This is a genomic window from Paenibacillus aestuarii, from assembly GCF_027789125.1.
In the GTDB taxonomy this organism is placed as follows: Bacteria; Bacillota; Bacilli; order Paenibacillales; family NBRC-103111; genus Paenibacillus_E; species Paenibacillus_E aestuarii.
In genome coordinates, this window is record NZ_JAQFVF010000083.1 from 65,058 (window position 1) to 87,784 (window position 22,727).

The window sequence follows — 22,727 nt, forward strand, 5'->3', positions numbered from 1 at the left end:
CGGAGATACACGGAGCGCCAAGAACATTTGTAATAAATACTCAAGGAGGTCCATGCCATGCACCAACCGAGAATTAACAGGCAACCCGATACTTCTTTGCACACTTCGAAAAAAAACAAGCCGGCTCAAGCCTCAGCAGCTGATCCGCTAAGCATTCAGCGGATGATCGGCAATCGTGCCGTCGGCAGCATGCTGAACGTCCAGACGAAGCTGACGGTCGGTGCGGCCGGCGATGCTTACGAGCAAGAGGCTGACCAAATGGGGAAGTCGGTGGCTGACCATATTGCTGCAAACGATAGCATCCAGCGCAGCGAAGGTGAGGAGACGGAAGAAGAGGAGCTGCAGATGAAGCCATCGAGCGAGAGCATCCAGCGCAGCGAAGGTGAGGAGACGGAAGAGGAAGCTCTGCAGATGAAGCCGTCGAGCGAGAGCATTCAGCGTAGCGAAGGCGAGGAGACGGAAGAGGAAGCTCTGCAGATGAAGCCGTCGAGCGAAAGCATTCAGCGCAGCGAAGGCGAGGAGACGGAAGAGGAAGCTCTGCAGATGAAGCCGTTGAGCGAAAGCATTCAGCGCAGCGAAGGCGAGGAGACGGAAGAGGAAGCTCTGCAGATGAAGCCGTCGAGTGAAAGCATTCAGCGCAGCGAAGGCGAGGAGACGGAAGAGGAAGCTCTGCAGATGAAGCCGTCGAGCGAAAGCATTCAGCGCAGCGAAGGCGAGGAGACGGAAGAGGAAGCTCTGCAGATGAAGTCGTCGGACGGCGGAAGTTTTGAGGCGAGTTCTTCGGTGGAGTCGAGGATTCAGGCGCAGCAAGGCGGCGGAAGCAAGATGGACGAGCGCATTCAGGCGAAGATGGAATCGGCGTTTAATGCTGATTTTGACGATGTACGCATACACAGTAATTCGGAATCCTCCGCGTTGAATCGATCGCTTGGAGCGGAGGCTTTTGCCACGGGGAACGATATCTTCTTCCGTGAGGGACGATACAATCCGGACAGCCGGGACGGTCAAGAGCTTCTGGGGCATGAACTGACCCATGTCATCCAGCAGCGGGGCGGCAAGTGAACAAACCAAGTGTGAAGGAGTCCTCTGCAAATGGCCCAAGGGAATCATCAATATCAATCGAAGTCGAATGCACGATCTCAGCAGAACGTTAAGCAGCCGCAGCTTTTGAATCGTGCAGCCGCACAGCCGACTCCGCTAGGCCGGGGCTTCTTTATGCAAATGCAGCGTACGGTGGGCAACCGGGCTACGCAGGCCTATGCCAATCAGTTAATTCAACGAAATCCGGATACGCTGAAGGAAAGAGCGGATGTCGGGGCGGAAGTCACGTCCGCGTTCGGCGAGAGCTTCGGCAAACGATCCGATGATTTAAAGGACGCTTATAGCACAACGAAAGATGCAGGCACGGCACAGCAATCTGCTTCCATGGGGGCTGTTTCCTCTACGGCCGACCTGATTGGCGGTCCTTTCCAGATTATGAGCGCGATTCGGGAAACGCTCTCGATCTCTGAGGATTCGGACCGCACCGATCATAACAAGCGATGGAACTATGCAGGCACCGGCTCGCAGATGATAGAATCCAGCGGGAAAATAGTGAGCGGATCAGCAGGGCTTGTTGACAAGGCGTCCAAATCGGCAGGCCATACTGACGGCGTCGGCCATTCCTCGGCGGTGAGCGATTATACGGGTACTGTCGCGGAAGCGATTTCGGCCGTCAAGAGCACCATCATGGCTGTCAAATCGATTTATGACATGTACAGCCAGCACTCCGAGAATGGCGGCTTGGAAAAGGGTGAAGCGGCCAAAGGCGTTATTACAGTGATCAGCAACGCCATTCAGGCTGCATCGTCAGGGCTTAAGGTGGCGAAGGGCATCATGGAAATTATGGAGTCCAGCACGGCCAGCTTGGCGTCTGTCATACCGGGTGTCAGCATTGCTGTCAGCGGTGTGAAAATTGCTCTGAAAACGGTCGACGTCATTAAAGCCGGGCTGAATCGGTCGGCGATGACGACGTTAAAACGCGGATTCAAAGATAAGTACGCAACGTCCGACTTTATTAAGGCCAAGAAGTGGTATCGCAATGCAGGCGTCGATACAGTGAAGCTTGCTGAGCATAAGCGAAAACTGGAAGCGAAGAAGGCGCTCGGGGATGCGGATGCGACCCGACAGCTGGATGAGATAGCGGAATATGAGCTCGCCAAGGAAATGAAGAACATCAACGTGAAGCGGACGACTAGGGGCGGGATGCAAATCGGGATCGAGCTGACCAAGATCGCGGGCGATATCGCGACGCTCACAGGCGTTGGCGCACAGGTCGGGACGCCGCTGAAAATCGTAGCAAGCGGTGTTGGCGCTGCGATGCCGCTGGCTCGTTCACTCAAGCAGGCAGGCCGTGACCGCGCTGCGAAGGCAGGCTCATGGGGCATCACGAAAGCGATCTTTAATGCGGACAAGTCGACAGATAAGAAGTTGGAGCGCCGCTCGAGAGATTCGGCTATGATCATCGACATGCTCCAGAAGCTTCCCGCCTTTGATGAGACCGATGACAAAGTGGTGGAGCGATACAACCAAGTGAAAAGCTTGGTTGAGGCGACAGGTGTAAGTTTATTCGCATTGGAGCAATTTAAGACAGACCCGACGAAATTAAAAGCTAAATTAATTGAGGAAATGGGCAAACGAGAGTAAAGGGGTTTACATATGCTTCCAGATAAAATACATGCACGTCATTTCGCACAGTTGGGCTATCTGCAGGAAATATTGGATGGATCGGGACTCGCGACGAATTTGCTGGAAAAGTCCGAAGCGATTCCGCTCCACGTGCTGATTGCCGGTTTTCAAGCGGATTCGAAGGGGCGGGACCGGTTCCTGCATTTCAGTTTTTTGCCGCTTAACGATGAAGAAGTCGAAGCGATTCAACTGCTACAAATGTACAGCACGTTTCCGTTTCAGCTGCAAGCAGGAAGGCGTCAGGAGCTGGCGGCACTGTTTTTGGAAATTAACACAAGACTGCCCATCGGCCATTTCGGCATTAACGACCAAGATGAGCTCCATTATCGGTATGTATACAGCATTTCCGCAGCGAAATCGTTCGAACGGGATGAAGTGCTGGAGACATTAAGCTTTTTCATCTATATGTGCGATATGTTTGCGGATGCTGTTGAGGCGGCAGCTAGCGGTGAAGCTTCAGCGGAGCAAGTGATTCAGTCTTTAAGGTAGGAGCATAAAGGAGTTATGGCTGCTTTTCATGTACAGTGGAGAGGGGGCCTTTTGCGTTATGGGCATGCAGACTACAAGGTCGTGATCTGCACGAGTTGTTCTGAACAATATGTTCACAATGACGAGCACTGCAAACGATACCAGCCTGATGAGATAATGGGCGAGCAGTTTGTATAGGATCCCCGGTTCGTTTTCAGACTTGCCTGGATGAGTCCGATATTGTTCCAACCTCATCATAGTCAAGACCTCCTTAGTGCAGCGAAAGCATAGCCTCCATATCCTCCTGCGCATCTCCGATCAGCTTCAAGCCGAATTTCTCGACAAGTACGTTCAGGACACCCTCGTTAATGAACTCCGGCGCCTTTGGTCCGATCCGAATATCTTGGATTCCGAGGCTGAACAAGCCTAATAGAATGGCCACAGCCTTCTGCTCAAACCACGATAGCACGATGCTCACCGGCAGTTCGTTGACACTGCAGCCGAAGGCATCGGCAAGCGCCAGTGCGATTTTGACCGTGGAGCCGGAATTATTGCATTGACCCAAATCAATGTAACGCGGAATGCCGGTGCCGGGAACCGTGCCGTAATCAACATCGTTAAAGCGGAACTTGCCGCAAGATGTCGTCAGGATGACCGTATGGCTTGGAAGCGATGTCGCAAGCTCTCGGTAATATTCGCCCCCTTTGCCCGGGGCGTCGCAGCCGGCGATGACGAAGAATCGTTTGATCAGGCCGTCTTTGACCGCTTGAATGATTTCCGGCGCCAGCCCGATGATCGTTTCATGGTGGTATCCGGTGGTCAGTAGCAGGTCGGAGTTGATATTCGCCTCCGGCAGCTCGAGCGCCCGCTCAATCAGTGGCGAGAAATCATCGCCGATGATTTTCGTAACGTTCTCCAGTCCGGCTACCTCATAGGAGAAGAAGCGATCCGCGTACGTGCCCTTGATCGGCATCACGCAGTTGGTCGTCGCCAGAATTGCGCCCGAGAACTCCTCGAACAGCCGGCGCTGGTCATACCAGGCCTTCCCGATGTTTCCTTTTAAATGCGGATACTGCTTCAGCTTCGGATATCCGTGGGCTGGTAGCATTTCCGAGTGGGTATAGATGTTGATGCCCTTGCCTTCTGTTTGCTTCAGCAGCTCTTCCAGCGCATAAAGATTGTGCCCCGTCACGACAATGCACTTGCCCTCGATCTTATTCTGCGAAACCGTCACCGGCTGCGGAATACCGAAGTGCGTCGTGTGCGCACGGTCGAGCACATCCATAATCCTCACTGCGGCGTTTCCGACCTTCATAGCCATGTTCAGATGCTCTTGCAGATTGAAATTGGAGTTAGTCAAAGTTAGATACAGGGCTTCATGTGTTATTTTATCTACTTCCGGATCGGTGTAACCAAGCTGTCTGGCGTGTGTCGCATAAGCGGCAATGCCTTTCAGTGCAAAAATGATCGTATCCTGCAGGCTTGCGATTGTCTCGTCTTTCCCACATACCCCGATAACCTTGCAGCCGCCAGTCGGTGTTTGTTCACATTGGTAACAAAACATGTTGCATCCTCCGTTCGGTGATTGACTATACGATGTTCTCTTACACGATTAGCTTATCAGACGGGGGAGAAGTTGAATGTGACCTTCGTCACACAGTGCGATATATGATGTCTCGGAGAGCTATTGACAATTATCTTAATTTGATTTATCTTAAAATTAAGAAATATGATTTTAAGATATTGAAAAGCGACTTCAAGGAGGTAATAAAAATGATTCCAATTTTGAATCGAATTAATGAACTGAGCAGAATTGAGCGCAGCATAGGTCTATCTGATACCGAGAAAGTGGAACAGGCAGAACTTCGGACGCAGTATTTACAGATTTTACGCGGGCAAGTATTCTCGACGCTGTTGAGCGTATCTATTATGGATGAGTTAGGGAACGATGTAACGCCTAAAAAGCTTATTGACAAAAAAAACGCTAATGCTCAGTAATTTTTGTTATATATCTTAATTTTAAGAATACTAGAAATAAGGTAAAATTATCAATTGGCATCCACACGAAAGATCCCCATGACAGGGTTGCTTATGCCAACTCTAACGGGACACGATAGCAGATAAGGGAGCAGATTGCCGCAGCCGGCAACTGTTCCTTTTTTACTGCATACAAGGGCAAATGACAGGTACATTCATCGTATAGCTAGAAAAGATTACGCTATGCGCTAAGCATATGACAATAATTGATCTCCGGCCGATTTGAGCTTGTTGAACAAGGATTGTCACTTACTTGCAGGCGGAGCTTCTCCTATAATAAACCCGAGAACGCTGCTGCTCAGCATCTTGCACAGCAGCTAATTTAGCTGAATCAACGGGAGGCTATTATGAAAGCGATAACGTTAACGACAAAAAGAGTCAGCCTAGCTATGCTGGTTCCACTTCTGTTAGTGGCCGGCTGCGGCGGAGAAACGCAGGGAGTGAGTAAAGACGGTGCTGCTGTGACTGCGGCATCCGATCTGAAGATTCAATTCATGGTTCCGTCTTTTGCAGACGTCCAGGATATGAATAACGAGTATTGGTCCAAGTTTCAAAAGGATAACAAAGTCCAGTTGGACGTGGAATGGATTCCTTCTGGCGATTATGACACGAAATTTGACCTTGTTCTGGCATCCGGCAATATTCCGGAAGTCATTGTAGCAAACAGCATCACACGTCCGACGCTTCAAAATGCAGTAAAGCAAGGGGCGTTTTGGGATTTGACGCCGATCCTTGGGGATTTCAGCAAATACCCGAATTTGAAGAACAACGGCTATAAGGATGTTTGGAACTATATAAGAACAGACGGGAAAATATATGGCGTACCGAGAAACCGCCCGCATATTGACCTCAGCCTTAAAATAAGGAAGGACTGGCTGGATAAGCTCCATATACCGGTGCCGACAACACTCGATGAATATGCAGCGGCGTTAAAAGCTATGGTCAATGGAGATCCGGACGGCAACGGAAAGAAGGATACGATCGGTCTAATCGGCCAAAGTAACTCAGGCAACTTTTTTGCAGACAGCGATGGCAGCTTTCTAGCAGCTTTCGGGGGCCTGGATCCGGTTATTGCTAAGGATGGCGGCCTGATCAACAAGTACTTGACGCCGAACTACACGAACATGGTCGCCTATTTCCGCCAAATGTACGCCGACGGCAGCTTAGCCAAAGACTTTTCCACAATTAAGCAAACGCAAGCAGAGGAGATCTTCACCACAGGTCGAGCGGCCTCTTACGGGAGAAATACTTGGCGGGACTACAGCTTCGAGCAAACGATTAAGAAGGTGCAGCCTGATGCAAACGTCATTTCTTTGCCGCCTATGAAGGGTCCGGGCGGGGTCAGTGTTCAGTTGTCGGTTCCTTTCTCCGGCGCTTTCTATATTTCGAAAAAAGTGCCTGAGGCAAAAGTAAAGCAAATCCTAGACTTTTTCGAAAAAACGACAACCATGGAGCAAACCGATTATAACTATTACGGCATCGAAGGTGTCCATTATAAGCTGGTCGATGGCCAACAGAAGCTTACCGAACTGGGCGTTAAGCAAGTAACCGCTAACGGGACAGGTGCCATTTTCCCTCTCGCTTATAACAACAAAATGAAGGTCATCAATCCTGCGGCTCCGAAGGCTTATAATGATGCGAAAGAAAAATCGGTGGCTTCCTATGCTCAGGTCGGCAAAATCGATTTGTTCTCCATCATTAACTCGAATACCTGGACTTCGATCTGGCCGAAATATCAATCCGAGTGGCAGTCGATGGTCGTGAAGGCGATCGTCGGACAAATTTCGATGGATGAGTACAAGGCTTACATTGACAAATTAAACGGCAGTGCGGACTTTCAAACGGCTTATAAGGAATTTGCAGCCGACTACAAAGAGAAGTTTCCTAAGTAAGAAGACGGGGAGTGCTTATGGCTAACTGGAGCAGCAAGTTTCTGATCAAACGACTGACGAATCCGAGAACTTATTTGTACAGGCTCATCTGGCTCGGCTGCATTTCCGTGTGCATGCCGGTTATATTAGCCAGCATGGCGTACTATCAATTTTCTACGACCCGTATGGAGAAATATATTCAGACGGAGAGTGATTCGTCTTTAACCATGATGAAGGACCGTGCCGAAAGGGTCTTACAAGAAATGGAGCAGGAGTCTCTCCAGTTAGCCAATGATCCCTTGATACAGCAAGCATTTTCCGCAACGCCCGATGAAAGTAATATGTTAACGATGGAGATTTTGAAAAAAATAGCACTGGTCAAAAACTTCAACAGCTTTATCGGCGAAATCTATTTTTATAACAGTACGAATCACGTCGTTATTTCCAATGAATACGGTTCCATTGACAAAAGCAATTACAAGTATAGAGATCATATCGATGAGCTGCTTTCAAGCAAGTATCCGACGGAGTGGACTCAGCTTAAAGGAAAGGAAGGCTATATTACGTTCTCCAGACAGCTTCCGTTAATCGGGAACGAAGGACCTAAGGGTGTGCTGGTCTTTGAAATCGAAGCTTCCGTATTGAGTAATTTCATGGAGACCGATACGGTTCTTTTAACGGGAGATCAAGATTTGTCCATTGTTAAGCTAAACGATCCGTTTGGGGGAGACCGCAAGGCGGACGTAAGTCTGGTGGAACAAACCGCCAGGCTTAGAGGAATTGCGCTGATCCAAGCATCGAATCAAAGTTCGGGCCATTTTGTAGCGGAAGGAATCGACGGCAAACCGGCCCAGTACCATTTTGTGAAAAACGTTTTTTCCAGAACTTACGTATCCGTTATCCCCGAGCAAGTCATCACTGATCAGCTAAGCTGGATCCGCGAAATGACGGTCCTGATTCTTATTGTGTTTATCGGGGTAGGGATCCTGCTAACCTATATTACGTCCAAAAAAGCGTACACTCCGATCGGGCAGCTGTTAAAGTACAGTCGTACTCTTCGCGGCAATGGGAACGAGCCTGAAGGCAACGAGCTCGATATGATCAAGGAATCGCTCGATTATTTGAGTAAAGAGGGCCAGAAGCTGAAAGCGTATGTGCAAAACGTCGAGCCTTCTTTACGCGAAAAGTTTCTCTTAAAGCTGCTAAGCGGTGACTATACGGCCAATCAAACGCTGATTCAGGATTGCCAGACGCATGGCATTAAGGCGGAGTTGACGAACGTTGTCCTCGTTGTGGATGCAGAAAATATTTATCGAGAGAAGCGGTTTCTGCCTGAGGAGAAAGGCATCGTAGCTTTTTCACTGGCCAACGTGATGCAGGAAATACTGAATGATCAGAAGCTGACGGGATATACAATTCCTTATCAGGGAAGAGGGGTTGCGGTCCTGCAATTCAAGCCGGATATGGCTCAAGAGACGATGCGGGACCTGACCTCAGACTATGTCTATGTCATGATCGAGGCGTTCAACAAGTATTTATCCTTTGAGGTTAACGTCGGTATTGGAAGGTTCTATCCCTATATCGCGGACATTCCGGTGTCTTATAAAGAAGCGGATCATGCCCTGCAATACAGGATATTTAGAGATGAAGAGTTTCTGCTCTTTATTGATGATGTGGAGCATACGAAGGCCAAGACGATGTTAAGGTATCCGGGAGAGCTAGAGCAGTCGATTCTCCAAGCCCTCGAACAGGAGGATACGGCTTCAGCAGTTCAGCATTTTAAGAAATTTACCGAGACGCTTCGGAATTCGCAATCCTATGTATTCATTTACCAAAGCTATCATATTTTCCTATCGTCTTTTATTATGTCGCTCGAGAAGCGGGGCGTGAGTGTATTCGATGTGATGGAGCAAAATTTGTTCGGTCAGCTAAGGAGCAAGCAAACCTCGAAAGAGATACGCGATTGGGTTGAAGAATCGCTGTTTCCACTTTATCTATGGTTGACAAAAAATGACCGGGAATCAGCTGGGGACTCGGCGATCCAGTGGATCTGCCAATATATTCATGAGCATTACGGCAGCGACTTATCCTTAGTGCAATGCGCCGAGCGGGTTGGCCTGAGCCCGTCTTACCTGAGCCGGCTATTTAAGAAGAAGATGGGAAAGAACTTCTTGGAATATGTCGTAGAAACCAAGATCGACGAAGCGAAAAAGCTGCTTCAAGATACGGATCAAAGTATAAACGAGGTTGCGGCGGTGATCGGCTATTCCGAGCGCAATTTTATCCGTCTGTTCCAGCGTTATGTACAGATGACTCCGGGGCAATTCCGTTCTGAGCATCGCTAATTATACGAATGGAGAATGAACCGATGAAAATTAAACGGATCGAGACCTTTACGACAAGACAGTTGTCCGTAGTACGGGTAACTTCAGAAGATGGCCTACAAGGTTATGGACAAATAGCGCCTTATCACGCCAATATTTCGGCACTTGTGCTTCATCAGCAGGTAGCCCCCCATGCTTTGGGCGCTGATGCGGACGAAATTGAAGCGCTCGCGGAAAGAGTGATTAGGGAAGAACATAAGTTTCCAGGCTCTTCTATTTGCAGAGCTGTCGGCGGCTTAGATACCGCCTTGTGGGACTTGAAGGGGAAGCGTCAGGGTAAGAGCGTAAGCGAGCTGCTGGGCGGAAAGCCCGACAAAGTGAAGATTTACGGCTCCAGCATGAAGCGTAACATTTCTCCGAAGGATGAAGCGGACCGGATTCAGCGTTTAATGGAAACGCAGGGCATCGAGGCCTTCAAAATACGCATTGCCAACAACTTTGCAAGTGATGTGGATGTGTATCCGGGCCGTTCGGAGGAAGTGGTGCGGGAGGTACGGGCTGCGATTGGCGACAAAACGCAGCTTTATGTTGATGCGAACAGCGGACTCACACCGGCTAAGGCAATTGAAACCGGCAAGATGCTGGCGCAATACGGAGTGTGCCATTTTGAGGAGCCATGCCCTTATATGGAGCTGGAGTGGACCAAGCAGGTCGCCGATGCCCTGGATATTCCAGTCACTGGTGGAGAGCAGGATACAGATCTGGCCCAATTCAGACGAATGATGAAGATGCGCGCCGTGGACATCGTCCAACCGGATATATGTTATGTTGGAGGCTTGAGCCGGGCGCTGGAAGTGGCCAAAATGGCTGAAGCGGCTGGGATGATCTGCATGCCGCATGCCGCCAATTTATCAATGCTGACTGTCTTTACGATGCACATGGTCTCTGCCATTCCGAATGCAGGGAAGTACATGGAATATACCATAGAAGAGGACACTTGGACGAAAGGGCTGTTTATAGAACCGCTCATCGTGTCCGACGGTTATGTACAGGTTCCACAGGGGCCGGGTTGGGGCATCACGGTAAATCCCGATTGGCTTGAGAAGGCGGAGTATCAATGCAGTGAATACTAATGAGCGGGGGCCATCCATGCAGACACATACACATACGCATACACAGACTCAGCCAATTGCAGACGGAGAGCGAAGCCATAGCGGTTCGCGATTGTGGGCGGCTATGGTACAAAGCAAGTGGATGTACGCTCTGGCGCTGCCGGGCATCCTGTATTTTATCCTGTTCAAATTCGTTCCCTTGTGGGGGCTCTTGATTGCCTTTAAGGAGTATAATCCGTTTCAAGGCTTCTGGGGTAGCCGATGGATCGGCTTTACGAATTTTTCAGATTTGTTTTCGAGCGAAGTATTTTATCTCATGCTCAGAAATACGTTTGCCATTAATATCTTCAGTATTATTTTCATGTTTCCGCTGCCGATTGTGCTGGCCTTAATGCTCAATGAGATCCGGCATGAGGTGTTTAAGCGGATCAATCAATCCATTGTCTATTTGCCTCATTTTTTGTCATGGGTCGTTGTAGCCAGCATGTCCTTCTTCATGCTTTCCTCGGACATAGGGCTTATCAATAAGCTGATCGCGGGGATGGGCTTCGGGCCTGTATCCTTTCTGTCCAATCCGAACCTATTCTGGGGACTGCTTACCGCTCAGAGTATGTGGAAGGAAGTCGGCTGGGGGACGATTATTTTCCTCGCGGCAATGGCGGGCGTAGATCCGCAGCAGTATGAAGCCGCAGTTATCGACGGTGCATCCCGAATGAAGCAAATCTGGCATGTGACGCTGCCGGCCATTCGCCCAACAATCCTTATTCTGCTTATTTTAAGACTTGGCCATATGGCGGATGTGGGCTTCGAGCAAATTCTGCTGATGAATAATCCGTTGGTCAATTCCGTATCTCAGGTGTTCGACACGTATGCGTACACGATCGGTATATTGGGAGGCAAAATCAGCGTGGGTGTGACGGTTGGTATGTTCAAGGGAGTGGTCGGTTTAACCCTTGTGATGCTGTCCAACTACGCTGTGAAGAAGCTGGGACAAGAGGGCATTTATTAAGGAGGTAATCCCATTGAGTTTTGTGACAACCAAGAAGTTGACGGTCTTTGATTATGTGAACTACTCTTTGCTTGCCATTATTTCTATAGCGTGTATGTTCCCGTTTATTTACGTGTTCAGCGTATCGTTTACCGATCCTGCGGTGTATGTGCCTTTGAAATTTTATTTATTTCCCGAGAAATGGTCTTTAGCCGCGTACAAGTACATCCTTTCGACCAACAGCTTTCTTAACGCCTTGAAAAGCACAGTTTACGTCACCGCGATTGGAACGGTGCTCAGTATCATCACCTCGTTTACCTTCGCCTACGTGTTAACCAAAAAACATGTACCCGGCAGAAAGCTGATGCTTGGCGGCGTTGTGTTCACACTGGTCTTCAACGCGGGTATTTTACCGAACTACTTGCTAATGAAGGATATGAATCTCTTAAATTCCCATTGGTCCCTGATCTTATCCGGTCTGACCAACGCGTGGAGCTTACTAGTGATCAAAGGGTTTTTGGACTCTCTGCCCCCGGAGCTGGAGGATGCGGCACGGATTGACGGATGTTCGGACATCGGCGTATTCTGGCGGATCGTGATTCCTTTATCGATGCCTGCTATCGCGGCTTTCGTTCTGTTCTTTGCGGTTTCGTACTGGAATACGTATTTCAACGCCTTAGTTTATTTGAGTGATGCCAAAAAATGGACCTTGCAAGTACTGGTAAAATCGCTTGTCATCGATTCCGACTCTAACGGCGTCGGGGCCGGAGGCAGTGACGACAGAGTGCTTCCGCAGGAGACGATCCGCATGGCGTCTATCGTGCTGGCGATGCTGCCGATCCTGATTGTATATCCGTTTTTGCAAAAGCATTTTGCGAAAGGGGTTATGCTCGGCTCTGTAAAAGGATGAACTCCGTTCGACGGTTATTCCCGCCGCATATTTGTTCTACCAGTTGACAATGGCGAGCGAGCGCCTTATCATTGTGATGTTGCTTTGCTCTTGTTTGAATCAATAATACATTCGTATAACCCCGCGAAATACAGGGTGGGGGTCTCTACGGGAAGCCTTAACTTCCTTGCTACGAATATCGAATCGAGTTTTGACGATTCCATATTCGATGGCAAGGGAGTTTTTTTATTTCGAAACAAACGGCAAGAAAGCCAGAGGAGAGAATTATAAATGAAATACAGTTTTTTGGTTTTATTGGGCGCAGTCTGTTACGGCATTCTGTCGACGATCGTCACGACGGCGTACGGCAAAGGTTATACGCTCGGAGAAGTCGTCGGAAGTCAATTGTTGACGGGATTCTTATTGGCTTGGTCTCTCGTTCTATTCTTGAAATGGAAGGGAAAATGGAACGGAAGCGTTAATCCGGCGACTTCCGCTGCGACGACTGCCTCGAAGTTTTCGTGGAGGCATCGACTCATCCTGATGATCGCTGGTGTGCCTACGGCTGTAACAGGCTTGTTGTATTACCAATCCCTTCGATATATTCCCAATTCGCTAGCCATTCTGTTGCTATTCCAATTCACATGGATGGGGGTATTGATCAATTCAGTCGAACAGAGACGTCGTCCGAACGGCATCATGTTGATCACGCTAATAGTTCTGTTTGGAGGGACATTGCTAGCGGCCGGCATACTCGATCAAGGCTTGTCCGAGTTTAACTGGAAGGGCGTGATGTTCGGCTTCTCGTCCGCGATAAGCTACTCGCTGTTTATTCTGTTCAGCGGAAAAGCAGTGCCTTCCATGCATCCTGCATACCGAAGCGCCTGGATGATTACAGGGGGGATGCTGTTTGTCTTCCTCTTGTTCCCACCCAAATTCCTGGTCAACGTCGCGCTTTTGGAAGGACTGCTTCCGTTAGGGGGAATGCTCGGCTTGTTCGGCGCGTTCTTGCCTCCACTATTGTTCGCGATAGGGGTTCCGCGCATCGGAGGAGGCTTGACAGGCATCCTTGGTGCCGCCGAGCTGCCTGTCGCGGTTATGTTGTCATCCGTCGTTCTGCACGAGTATGTAAGCTCGCTTCAATGGGCTGGGGTCTTGTTGGTGCTGCTAGGTGTTGCGTTTCCAGAGCTGCTGAAACGAACGCGATGGGCTGGTCGCAATGATACCGTGTCCGGTTGACAGCGAAGATGACACAGCATGTTAACTGAGTTTTCGTGATTGGATATGGAACAATCTCATGATCGAAATCGGCCAGTTACGTGTATCAACCTTGTCAATATAGCGCACTCATTGATCAAATTAAGAGCCATTTGTAAGGGTTTGTAAAACGGATGATGTACGAAGAAACAACTCGCTGCCATGGGTTTAGAGCAAACGAAAGCCACGTAAGAAGTTGAAAAAGAAAAACCATCGTCAAATTTAAATGGCGATGGTTTTTTTGTTGGGAATGGGATAAAGTTCTTGTCATTTATGACATGAATTTAATTAATAAGGACAACAAGTCATTTATATAAATAGGAAATGAAGAATACTTAAGCTTTATAACTTCATCTCAATTAAAGGAGGGGGTCAACATCCGGTCTTCGCTTGGGAAAAGTATCCCCAGAAAGGAAATATGGGAAAAAGTTTCAGGTAGAGCCCATTATGTCAATGATGTAATGCTACCAGGGCTATTACATGCCAAATTGGCAGTCAGTCCGCATGCACACGCGAAAATTAAAGCGATTGATACGTCCGAAGCCATGAAAATTCCGGGAGTTAAAGCCGTCATAACCGGGCAATATGCCCCGATATTGACAGGGTCTCCACTGGCTGATCGTCCTCCAATTGCGATTGACAAAGTGAGATATTTTGGCGAGCCTGTTGCCCTTGTTGTCGCCGACGAAGTCTATATTGCCGAGATGGCAGCTCACCGGATCAAAGTGGATTACGAGCCTTTACCAGTCGTTCTTTCCCCCGAAGAAGCGTACCAGCGCGAGGCTCCACTCGTTCACGAAGAGCTTGGCACGTACAAACGCTATGAACAGGTTTACCCGGAGCCCGGAACAAACATCGCGAACCGGACAAAAATACGTAAGGGAAATATGGCGGAAGGCTGGCGAAATAGCGATCATATGATTGAAATTGAAGTTTCCTTACCCCAATCAGATCATGCTGCGATGGAAGTGCGCTGCAGTTCGGCTCAGATTATGCCTGACGGCAGAGTGATCATCCATTCTACCTCACAATCGCCCTATATCATTCGCCTAGCGCTCAGCGAAGCGTTTCAAATACCGCTTCATCAAGTGATCGTCCATACACCGCTGGTCGGCGGGAGTTTTGGCGGAAAAGCCGCAGTCCAGCTGGAGCTTCTTGCTTATTTAGCTTCTCGTGCAGTGGGGGGGAGGGCAGTGAAGCTTGTGAATTCCCGTGAGGTGGACATGATCTCATCACCGGTCCATATCGGACTGTATGCCACTATAAAGCTTGGCTGTACCTCAGAAGGTAAACTGACGGCTGCAGAAATATTGCATCTTTATGATGGTGGGGCATATTCCGATCGGGGGACTCTTATGAGCCGATCGGGAGCTATCGATTGCACAGGGCCGTATCGTATCGATAACGTTCATTGCGATTCGCTGTGCATGTATACGAACCACCCGTATTCGACTTCATTTCGTGGATTCGGTCATCCTGAACTGACGTTTGCTATGGAAAGAGCGATGGAAGTTTTGGGCAAAAAGGTGGGGATGGACCCTTTGGAATTCCGTTTTAATAATGCGATAGGTCCAGGAGATACGTCCCCGACACGCACTTTATTAGATCGAAGTAATCTGGGCGATTTGCCCATGTGCATTGCCAAGTTGAAATCGTTACTCGATTGGGATGACCGCCCTCTCCGTGAACCGGATGGAGATCTCATCAAAGCGATAGGAGTAAGCTGTTTCTGGAAAAATTCAGATACGCCGACAGATGCCGGCGCGGGAGCAGTGGTGGTATTTAATGATAACGGAAGCGTTAATCTCTTGTGCGGCGCCGTGGAAATCGGCCAGGGCACGAGGACGGCTCTGACGCAGCTGTTAGCCGAGCGGTTGCGGATGGAAGAGCGAATGATCCAGATTTCTATGGATATCAGTACCGAGAAGGATCCCTATTACTGGAAAACAGTGGCGAGCCGCAGCACATTTCTCGTCGGGAATGCGGTTCTTCTTGCCGCGGATGATGCGATCGCCCAATTAAAAAACATCACAGCAATCGTATTGCAATGCTCAACACAAGAGCTAGACGTCGGAGAGGGCCGCGTATTCGTTATCGAACATCCGGAAATCGGGATCGACATTAAGCACATCGCAAACGGCTATAGATACCCGAACGGACATACAATCGGTGGTCAAGTTATTGGGCGTGGGAGCTATGCGATGCGGAATTTAACCTTATTGGATCCTGAAACCGGTCAAGGCAATCCCGGACCGGAATGGTCGGTAGGCGCACAAGCGGTTGAGGTGGAGTTGAATTCGAAAGATTACACATACCGGATCGTTAAAGCAACAACGGTCATCGATGCCGGTAAGGTGATCAATCCGGTCATGGCCCGAAGCCAAGTTACCGGCGCTATGAGTATTGGTTTAGGTCTTGCCAGCAGAGAATCTTTCTTTTTTGATGATAGGGGCAAAGTACTGAACCCGCAATTTCGAACGTACAAATTGATTCGTTATGGAGAGCAGCCCCAGTATATCGTTGAATTCGTCGAGACGCCTCATCTAGAAGCGCCTTTTGGTTTGCGCGGTATCGGTGAGCATGGCTTGATCGGCATGCCTGCAGCACTGGCGAATAGTTTGACCAACGCCGCTGGAGCAGCGCTGAATCGTCTTCCTCTCACGCCTGAGATGATCTGGAGGACGATCCATGATTCCGTTTAATTTTGATTACTATAAACCTTCATCCATTGAGCATGCTGTGAAATGGTTTCAGCTTTTGCAGAAACAGGGAAAAAATCCGGTCTATTACGCTGGTGGGACGGAAATCATTACGTGGGCTCGCACCCATGCCATACATCCGGGTGCTGTGATCGATCTAAAGGCCATTCCAGCATGCAATGTGATGGAGCTAAACAAGGATCAGCTTGTTATCGGGGCTTGCGTTACGTTATCGGCAATATCTGCGGCGAACCTCTTCGAATTACTCAGTGAAACGGCATCGGGAGTTGCCGATCAAACGGCCCGGAATAAAATTACGCTCGGGGGCAACATTTGTGGAAAAATATATTACCGGGAAGCCGTACTCCCGCTGCTCCTGGCTAACACCCGAATGGTGATTGCAGGCATTCAAGGAATAAGAGAAGCTTCGATTCATCTGGTTTTCTCACAGCAATTGAGATTGGAAAATGGTGAGTTTCTGGTTCAGACTCGGACGGATCGAAGCTACTTATCATTGCCTTTCATTCATTACAAAAAACGGCAAATCGGAAGCATAGGCTATCCACTTGTAACCGTAGCCGCTTTGAAGAAAGAGAATCAGATACATACCGCATACAGCGGTGTCTGCTCATTCCCATTTCGATCCGCCGTAATCGATCATACATTGAACGATTCCTCGATACCATTGGCGGCGAGAATAGAAAAGGCGATCGGACAATTACCCGCACCTTTGCTGCATAATGTGGAGGGTTCCGCGCCCTATCGGGAATTCGTTCTCAAACAAACGATGGCCGACGCTGTACATTCATTGGAAAGCAGGTGAAGGATGCCGTCGCGCGAAACTATGATGTACGCAGTCGAATTCGAAGTTAACGGCGAGAAACGTGCCCTTCAAGTAAGAGCTGCGGATATACTCTTATATTCACTTCGAGACAGCCTCGGGCTTACGGGAAGTAAATCCGGCTGCGATAACGGCGACTGCGGTGCGTGTACCATATTGATAGATAACTTGCCGATGAAATCATGCTTAATGCTTACTGTAGAAGCAAATGGAACGCGGATGACAACGATCGAGGGTTTGACGAACTCTCCGGTACAACATGCTTTTGTTCGAAACCAGGCACTCCAATGCGGATACTGTACGCCCGGTTTTATTATGAATGGTGAGGGCTTACGAATCGTTAACCCTCATGCAAATGAAGAAACGATCCGAGCTTGGCTGGAATCCAATATTTGCAGGTGTACGTCCTACGAAGAAATTCATCGGGCCGTTAAGGAAGTTTTTAGCTCGAAGGAATCATAATGAAAAGTCTTGAACCATTTGTTCTGCCTTCGTATATAGCGAAAGTGGATATTGGTCGTTCATCAAATGGGCGGGGGTTTTTATTTGATGGGCGGGTTCCATGGAAGTCTCGCGATAAGCCCCCGGCTCATTCCAGCCTTGTGTCCATTGTTTAACAAGCATCGCTAACCCACTGATATGATCGGCCCATAGCTGCTGATTCTCTTTTGTAAAATTTCCATTTTCGGACCATTTCGAAAGAACTTGTATCATGTCGGCCAGATTGGCATATCCGGATCTAAGCTGTTGCATGTGCTGTGTCAGTTGGTTCATCGTAGCGCGTTTACGGGTGCCTAGCGGATTCATCCGCAAGCTTTGTTCTGCTTTATCGAGCTCAGTTGTTGTTTGATGAAGCTCCTGAAATAATGATTGCATGTTGGATTGCAACGATTGGACTTTATTTGCGGGGCAGCCATCTTGAACCCAAAGAGAAGTATTTGTGAGATGATCGACAAGATGGTCCGAGAATTGGACCATCTTTCTCTTAGCCTTATTCACCGAATCGGGCGGAAATAGAAGAATATGGATCGCCATGGCGATGGCGGCTCCAATTATCGTATCACGTATCCGATCGAGGGGATAAGTTGGCATTTTGCTTTGAAAATACATGACTAATAAAATGCTGAGCTCAACTTGCACCAAAATGGCATGATCCAACTTGAAACTGCTAACGATAAGTGCTCCAACAAGTAAGAGGAGACCGATGCTCCAACCGTCAGTTGGGATAAAAGGCGTGATCAACACGGTAAAAAGGACACCGGCTATCGTTCCTAGAACGCGCTGCCAGGCAAATTGTATGGATTTGTCGATCGATAATTGCATGGATAAAATCACTGTTAGAGGAGCTAGGTACGGATGCTTGGATCCGGCCAATTCCGCAAATTCCCATGAAAGAACAGAGGCAACCGGTATTTTCCATACAACCCCATGATTTTTGATCAGATCCGTCATCTTTTTCTGCATTTTATTCTCTCCCGAAGAGCTATGGATTAAAATCATTGTGCATATTTTTATTCAAGAATGATAAATTATACATTCTTCATCCCCGCAATAACGACAACACCTTGAAGTTTTCTGAAATATATCACACTTTACTTTGATGATCGTAAGCCGTCTAATCCTGCGGCTATACTAAGTAGTAATGACAAGACAAAGTCTGCTCCAGGAACCCCTGGAGCAGACTTTTATTTTATATAGGCCCATTTGGTTTGATCTTGGAATAGAAATGCAATCAGTGGGAAAAATAGGCGAAACTTACCATTTTGAAAGAGAGGGAACCGTGATAAAAGCCGATCCATCTCTAGACAGCAACGAAAAGTCGCTGCAAGACATGCTATCTCATAGTTCCGACTTCAAGGCGACTAACTTCCAATCCGGCGACCGCATGTATCGTCTTTTTTACTTAGATACCATGATTGAGCTTGAGGCGGTTCAGGAGCATATTATCCGTCCCATTCTTCATCAAACGAATGAATCCACCCTCCGCGGGTCTGTATCTGTTCTGGAATTTACGGAGACAGAACTGCTAATCGACGCGGTAAATGCAATCGTTGAAGGCAATACAGTACTTCAAATCGACGGAGAAGCGAAGTTTTATCTGCTTGGAACCGAGCTTAAGAAAGAACGCGCGGTGAATATACCCGTTAATGAACGAGTATTGCGCGGCTCCAACGAAGCGCTGATCGAGAACGTCAGCACGAATATTAACTTAATGCGCAAAATGATCGCGACTCCTGATCTCGTCGTGAAATATTACCGCCTCGGCCGCCGTTCGAATACAAAAGTCGCTGTACTCTATCTTCGTGATCTTGCTAACGAGGAAGTTATTCAAGAGTTTGAGCGCAGAATCGGCAGCATTGACATCGATTACATCGAAGCACCCGGATTTATCGAGGAATTAATTGAAGAGAAAAGATTCTCCCTTTTTCCTCAACTGCTCATATCCGAAAGACCAGACCGGGTAAGATCATACTTAATGAATGGAAAAATAGCAATTCTAACCGACGGTTCGCCGGATTGCATTATTCTTCCTGTCTCGTTCTGGGCGTTTTTGCAAAGCCCTGATGATTATCAAATCGGTTGGTTGCTCGGCAGTACCTTCCGCTTACTTCGGATCGTGAGCTTTATTATTGCTATCAGCTTGCCAGGTGCGTATGTAGCATTGGTCACGTTTGATCCCCGAGTGCTTCCATTTGAAATTGCGCTAACGCTTCAAAGTTCTATGCAATACGTGGCTATGCCCCCTGTACTCGAAGCGATTTTCATGTTGGTTACACTTGAAATATTACGCGAAGCCACAGTCAGGCTTGCCAGCCCAATTGGACAAACGATCGGCGTTGTCGGTGGTATTGTCATCGGTACAGTTGTTGTACAGTCGAATTTGGTTTCCACCATGATGGTCATCATCGTAGCGTTTACAGCCATTGCCTCATTTAATATTCCTTCTTACGAAATGAGCAGCGCAGCGCGATTATTATCGTATCCGTTCATCCTCATGTCGGCGATTTTTGGGCTTATCGGATTAGAACTATCTTTCCTTCTGGTGCTGGCGCATTTGGCACGCTTGCATACGATGGGAATTCCTTACTTTTATTCTGGAATGAACAAGGAAACGATCGTGGACACGCTGTTCAGAGGTCCGATTAGGAGCCTAAAAAATCGAACGAAAGAAAGTTTGGCGAAAGATAAGACGAGAATTCGAATTCAAAAGGGGAAAAACAAATGATCCATCTTGAAAAGCTTTCTTTAAATCAGCTTATTCATCTCGTTGTTTTAACCCAAGTCGGTGTTTCCGTATTATCGATTCCCTTTGCAGAATCCCGTCACTCGGGCTATGACTCATGGATATCCGTATTTATCGGGGGGGTAATCGCACAAGCGGTTATCCTCATTATTTATATTCTCAGTTCGAGGTATGCCGATCGGTCCTTACCTCAATACATATTTGCAATTGTCGGTAAGCCGATAGGCGTACTTCTAAATATCATGATTGGTATATACTGTGCTGAATCCAGTCTTATGGTCATCGTCTCTTACGCCGATGTGCTAAACAGATGGGTTTTAATCAGAACTCCATGGTTTGTGTTAATCGGCTTCTCTGTTGGGATCGCCGCGTTTATCGCCACGTCTTCGCTCAGGTCTATGGCTACAATCACACAGTCCATTTTGTTCATGTTTCTGATTTGCATATTGATTATATTTATCAGCGGCACTGGAAAAGGTGACATACGACACTTTTTTCCAATCGGCATTCATGGTATCGGTGCGATAATGAGGGATTCGATCCATGCATTTTGGGCATATGCGGGGTATGAGCTTCTTCTATACGTCTTCCCATCTTTAAGTTACCGCAAGAAGAAGGACGTCATCATCGCAATGTCGGCTGCTAACGGATTTACGACCCTCTTTTATGTACTAATAGCAATCATTGTGACGTTTAACTTCAGCGAAAGTCAGCTAAAAGAGATACCTGAGCCTATGGTTTTCATTCTCCGTCAGTTCAAATGGCCCGTCGTGCAAAGCCTGGACATTGTATTTATGACAGTTTGGCTTTCCGTCACGACCGTAACGGCCTATGTGTACTTCTTCTTGTCTGCGCGTTATTTGGCTTTCGCTTCGGGCAAAGCACGTGGAAATCATACTTACATCGTTTGGATAGTGGGAATCATTTGCTTCCTGCTCGGCTTATGGGGCTCTGACCGTCAGATGATATTTCGGTTTTCCAGCTATCATAATTTGGCCACCATCTTCGTTACTGCTATACTGCCGACACTTCTACTGCTTGTTTCACTTGGAAGAGGAAAGCGGGGCATTCAATGAAAAAAGCTGCACTAGCCATTGTGTTGCTATTGTTTTTGACCGGTTGTTGGGATCGATTGCCACTGAGAAGTCTTAATAATATTGATATTGTCGGGGTGGATTATGACGAGAAGAGCAAGAAAGTATTGTTGAATTTCGTTATAACCAAACTGAAAAGAGCGGGCCAGGGAAATGGTGAACCCATTTCGGAAACAACTCAGCTATTCGGACCGAGTGTGGTCGAAGCAGTAGGGCAAGGGCAATACAAAGACCGTGGTCCCTTCATCGGGATTAACACGCGAATCTTTTTAATAAGCGAGCGTTTTGCAGCTCATAACCCTGTTCGAGAACTGGCTTTTTTGCTCGACACTCCATATACGACAATCAACTCGCCTATCGTCGTTTTTGATGAGAAGGATTCAACATTTTTCAAACAGATCTCTGGCTCAAGAAAAGAGAATACGAAATTGCTGAATGATTTCGTGTTATCATTGGAGACTTATGGGATGATTTCCAACGTTACAATGATGCATTTTCTTTTATCTAAAGAAGATCCTTTGGAGGATTTTGCTCTGCCTCTGTTAAAACATGTAAATTCACGAATTGAATTAGACGGAGCCCTATTATTCCGCCAGAGTACCAGTACAGGGATTAAATTAAGTCAGGAACAAGTACGAACATTAATGTTATTGATAGGGGATGGTAGTTTACGGCAAAAATTGAGAGGGTTTTCTTCCAAACTTAATGATGGCAGACAACCAAGAACGGGTCACTTGAACGACATTGATTATGCGTTTTTCACAAAAAAGGTGAGCTTAAAAATCATCGTAACCCCCAATTCAAATGCGTTGCCGAATATTACCCTTAGAGTCAAGATGAACATAAATGCAACTGAGCTTGGTGAAGAAGTTCATGCTCTGAAATCCGAATACGTCAGGAACATGGAAAAAGAACTAAGCAAGCATCTCAACGAAATGGCGGTTGAGACGATAAAAAAGTTGCAAGATGCGAATTCAGACGTTCTAGGTATCGGAAAAGAACTAAAGGCATTCTATCCGGACCTATGGCGGTCATTGGAGTGGAGAACGGATTATCCTCGAATGTTGATCGAGCCCAAGTTTGAAGTTAAAATATTGAATACGGAAATCAAATGAGCGGCGACGAACAGAAAAAAGGACTGAAAACCAAACGGTTTCAGTCCTTTTTTTAACTGTG

At 47.7% G+C, this 22,727-nt stretch carries 18 protein-coding genes and 1 riboswitch; of the genes, 16 read left to right on the forward strand and 2 right to left on the reverse strand.

Features of this window, described 5'->3' with window-relative positions:
* Positions 1 to 57 precede the first annotated feature (57 nt).
* The 3 genes from O9139_RS28165 to O9139_RS28175 are packed head-to-tail and all read left to right on the forward strand — an operon-like array spanning position 58 to position 3,216.
* Entirely contained in the window at positions 58 to 1,062 is a 1,005-nt protein-coding gene (locus tag O9139_RS28165) for an eCIS core domain-containing protein (RefSeq protein WP_270885071.1), read from the forward strand.
* A 30-nt stretch (positions 1,063 to 1,092) separates the two neighbouring features.
* Entirely contained in the window at positions 1,093 to 2,685 is a 1,593-nt protein-coding gene (locus tag O9139_RS28170; RefSeq protein WP_270885072.1) for a hypothetical protein, read from the forward strand.
* 12 nt (positions 2,686 to 2,697) lie between these two features.
* Positions 2,698 to 3,216: a YbjN domain-containing protein gene (locus O9139_RS28175; protein ID WP_270885073.1), complete on the forward strand. Its 519-nt coding sequence runs from the start codon at positions 2,698 to 2,700 to the stop codon at positions 3,214 to 3,216.
* Between the two features lie 250 nt (positions 3,217 to 3,466).
* Here O9139_RS28175 and hcp read toward each other — a convergent pair whose 3' ends face one another.
* Positions 3,467 to 4,759 carry a hydroxylamine reductase gene (hcp, locus tag O9139_RS28180; RefSeq protein ID WP_270885074.1) on the reverse strand — a complete coding sequence of 431 codons (1,293 nt, stop codon included), beginning with the start codon at positions 4,757 to 4,759 and terminating at the stop codon, positions 3,467 to 3,469.
* A 209-nt stretch (positions 4,760 to 4,968) separates the two neighbouring features.
* On the opposite strand from hcp, the gene O9139_RS28185 reads away from it, so the two are divergent.
* The 10 genes from O9139_RS28185 (at position 4,969) to O9139_RS28230 (ending at position 17,675) form a co-directional block, all read left to right on the forward strand.
* Entirely contained in the window at positions 4,969 to 5,193 is a 225-nt protein-coding gene (locus O9139_RS28185) for a DUF896 domain-containing protein (RefSeq protein WP_270885075.1), read from the forward strand.
* 386 nt (positions 5,194 to 5,579) lie between these two features.
* Complete coding sequence (locus O9139_RS28190) at positions 5,580 to 7,124, forward strand: extracellular solute-binding protein (protein ID WP_270885076.1); 1,545 nt, start codon at positions 5,580 to 5,582, stop codon at positions 7,122 to 7,124.
* A gap of 17 nt (positions 7,125 to 7,141) precedes the next feature.
* Complete coding sequence (locus tag O9139_RS28195; RefSeq protein WP_270885077.1) at positions 7,142 to 9,448, forward strand: helix-turn-helix domain-containing protein; 2,307 nt, start codon at positions 7,142 to 7,144, stop codon at positions 9,446 to 9,448.
* A 23-nt stretch (positions 9,449 to 9,471) separates the two neighbouring features.
* Complete coding sequence (locus O9139_RS28200) at positions 9,472 to 10,560, forward strand: mandelate racemase/muconate lactonizing enzyme family protein (RefSeq protein ID WP_270885078.1); 1,089 nt, start codon at positions 9,472 to 9,474, stop codon at positions 10,558 to 10,560.
* 16 nt (positions 10,561 to 10,576) lie between these two features.
* A complete protein-coding gene (locus O9139_RS28205; protein ID WP_270885079.1) occupies positions 10,577 to 11,548 on the forward strand; it encodes an ABC transporter permease in 972 nt (323 codons plus the stop codon).
* 22 nt (positions 11,549 to 11,570) lie between these two features.
* Positions 11,571 to 12,437 carry a carbohydrate ABC transporter permease gene (locus O9139_RS28210; protein WP_377525338.1) on the forward strand — a complete coding sequence of 289 codons (867 nt, stop codon included), beginning with the start codon at positions 11,571 to 11,573 and terminating at the stop codon, positions 12,435 to 12,437.
* A 91-nt stretch (positions 12,438 to 12,528) separates the two neighbouring features.
* Positions 12,529 to 12,629, forward strand: a riboswitch (purine riboswitch).
* 78 nt (positions 12,630 to 12,707) lie between these two features.
* Positions 12,708 to 13,655: a DMT family transporter gene (locus O9139_RS28215; RefSeq protein WP_270885081.1), complete on the forward strand. Its 948-nt coding sequence runs from the start codon at positions 12,708 to 12,710 to the stop codon at positions 13,653 to 13,655.
* 479 nt (positions 13,656 to 14,134) lie between these two features.
* Positions 14,135 to 16,375: a xanthine dehydrogenase family protein molybdopterin-binding subunit gene (locus tag O9139_RS28220; protein WP_377525222.1), complete on the forward strand. Its 2,241-nt coding sequence runs from the start codon at positions 14,135 to 14,137 to the stop codon at positions 16,373 to 16,375.
* Entirely contained in the window at positions 16,362 to 17,195 is an 834-nt protein-coding gene (locus O9139_RS28225) for an FAD binding domain-containing protein (protein ID WP_270885082.1), read from the forward strand. Before O9139_RS28220 ends, O9139_RS28225 begins: the two co-directional genes overlap by 14 nt.
* Before the next feature lie 21 nt (positions 17,196 to 17,216).
* Positions 17,217 to 17,675: a (2Fe-2S)-binding protein gene (locus O9139_RS28230; RefSeq protein WP_377525336.1), complete on the forward strand. Its 459-nt coding sequence runs from the start codon at positions 17,217 to 17,219 to the stop codon at positions 17,673 to 17,675.
* Here the strand turns inward: O9139_RS28230 and O9139_RS28235 are convergent.
* Positions 17,670 to 18,677 (reverse strand): FUSC family protein, encoded by a 1,008-nt coding sequence (locus O9139_RS28235; protein WP_270885084.1) that lies wholly within the window; start codon positions 18,675 to 18,677, stop codon positions 17,670 to 17,672. The two genes, O9139_RS28230 and O9139_RS28235, sit on opposite strands and share 6 nt — an antisense overlap.
* Before the next feature lie 316 nt (positions 18,678 to 18,993).
* Here O9139_RS28235 and O9139_RS28240 point away from each other — a divergent pair, with 316 nt between their 5' ends.
* The 3 genes from O9139_RS28240 to O9139_RS28250 are packed head-to-tail and all read left to right on the forward strand — an operon-like array spanning position 18,994 to position 22,666.
* Positions 18,994 to 20,439, forward strand: coding sequence for a spore germination protein (locus tag O9139_RS28240; RefSeq protein WP_270885085.1), 1,446 nt, complete (start codon positions 18,994 to 18,996; stop codon positions 20,437 to 20,439).
* Complete coding sequence (locus O9139_RS28245; protein WP_270885086.1) at positions 20,436 to 21,533, forward strand: GerAB/ArcD/ProY family transporter; 1,098 nt, start codon at positions 20,436 to 20,438, stop codon at positions 21,531 to 21,533. Before O9139_RS28240 ends, O9139_RS28245 begins: the two co-directional genes overlap by 4 nt.
* Positions 21,530 to 22,666 carry a Ger(x)C family spore germination C-terminal domain-containing protein gene (locus tag O9139_RS28250; protein ID WP_270885087.1) on the forward strand — a complete coding sequence of 379 codons (1,137 nt, stop codon included), beginning with the start codon at positions 21,530 to 21,532 and terminating at the stop codon, positions 22,664 to 22,666. The genes O9139_RS28245 and O9139_RS28250 overlap by 4 nt, the downstream gene beginning before the upstream one ends.
* The last annotated feature ends 61 nt before the right edge of the window (positions 22,667 to 22,727 follow it).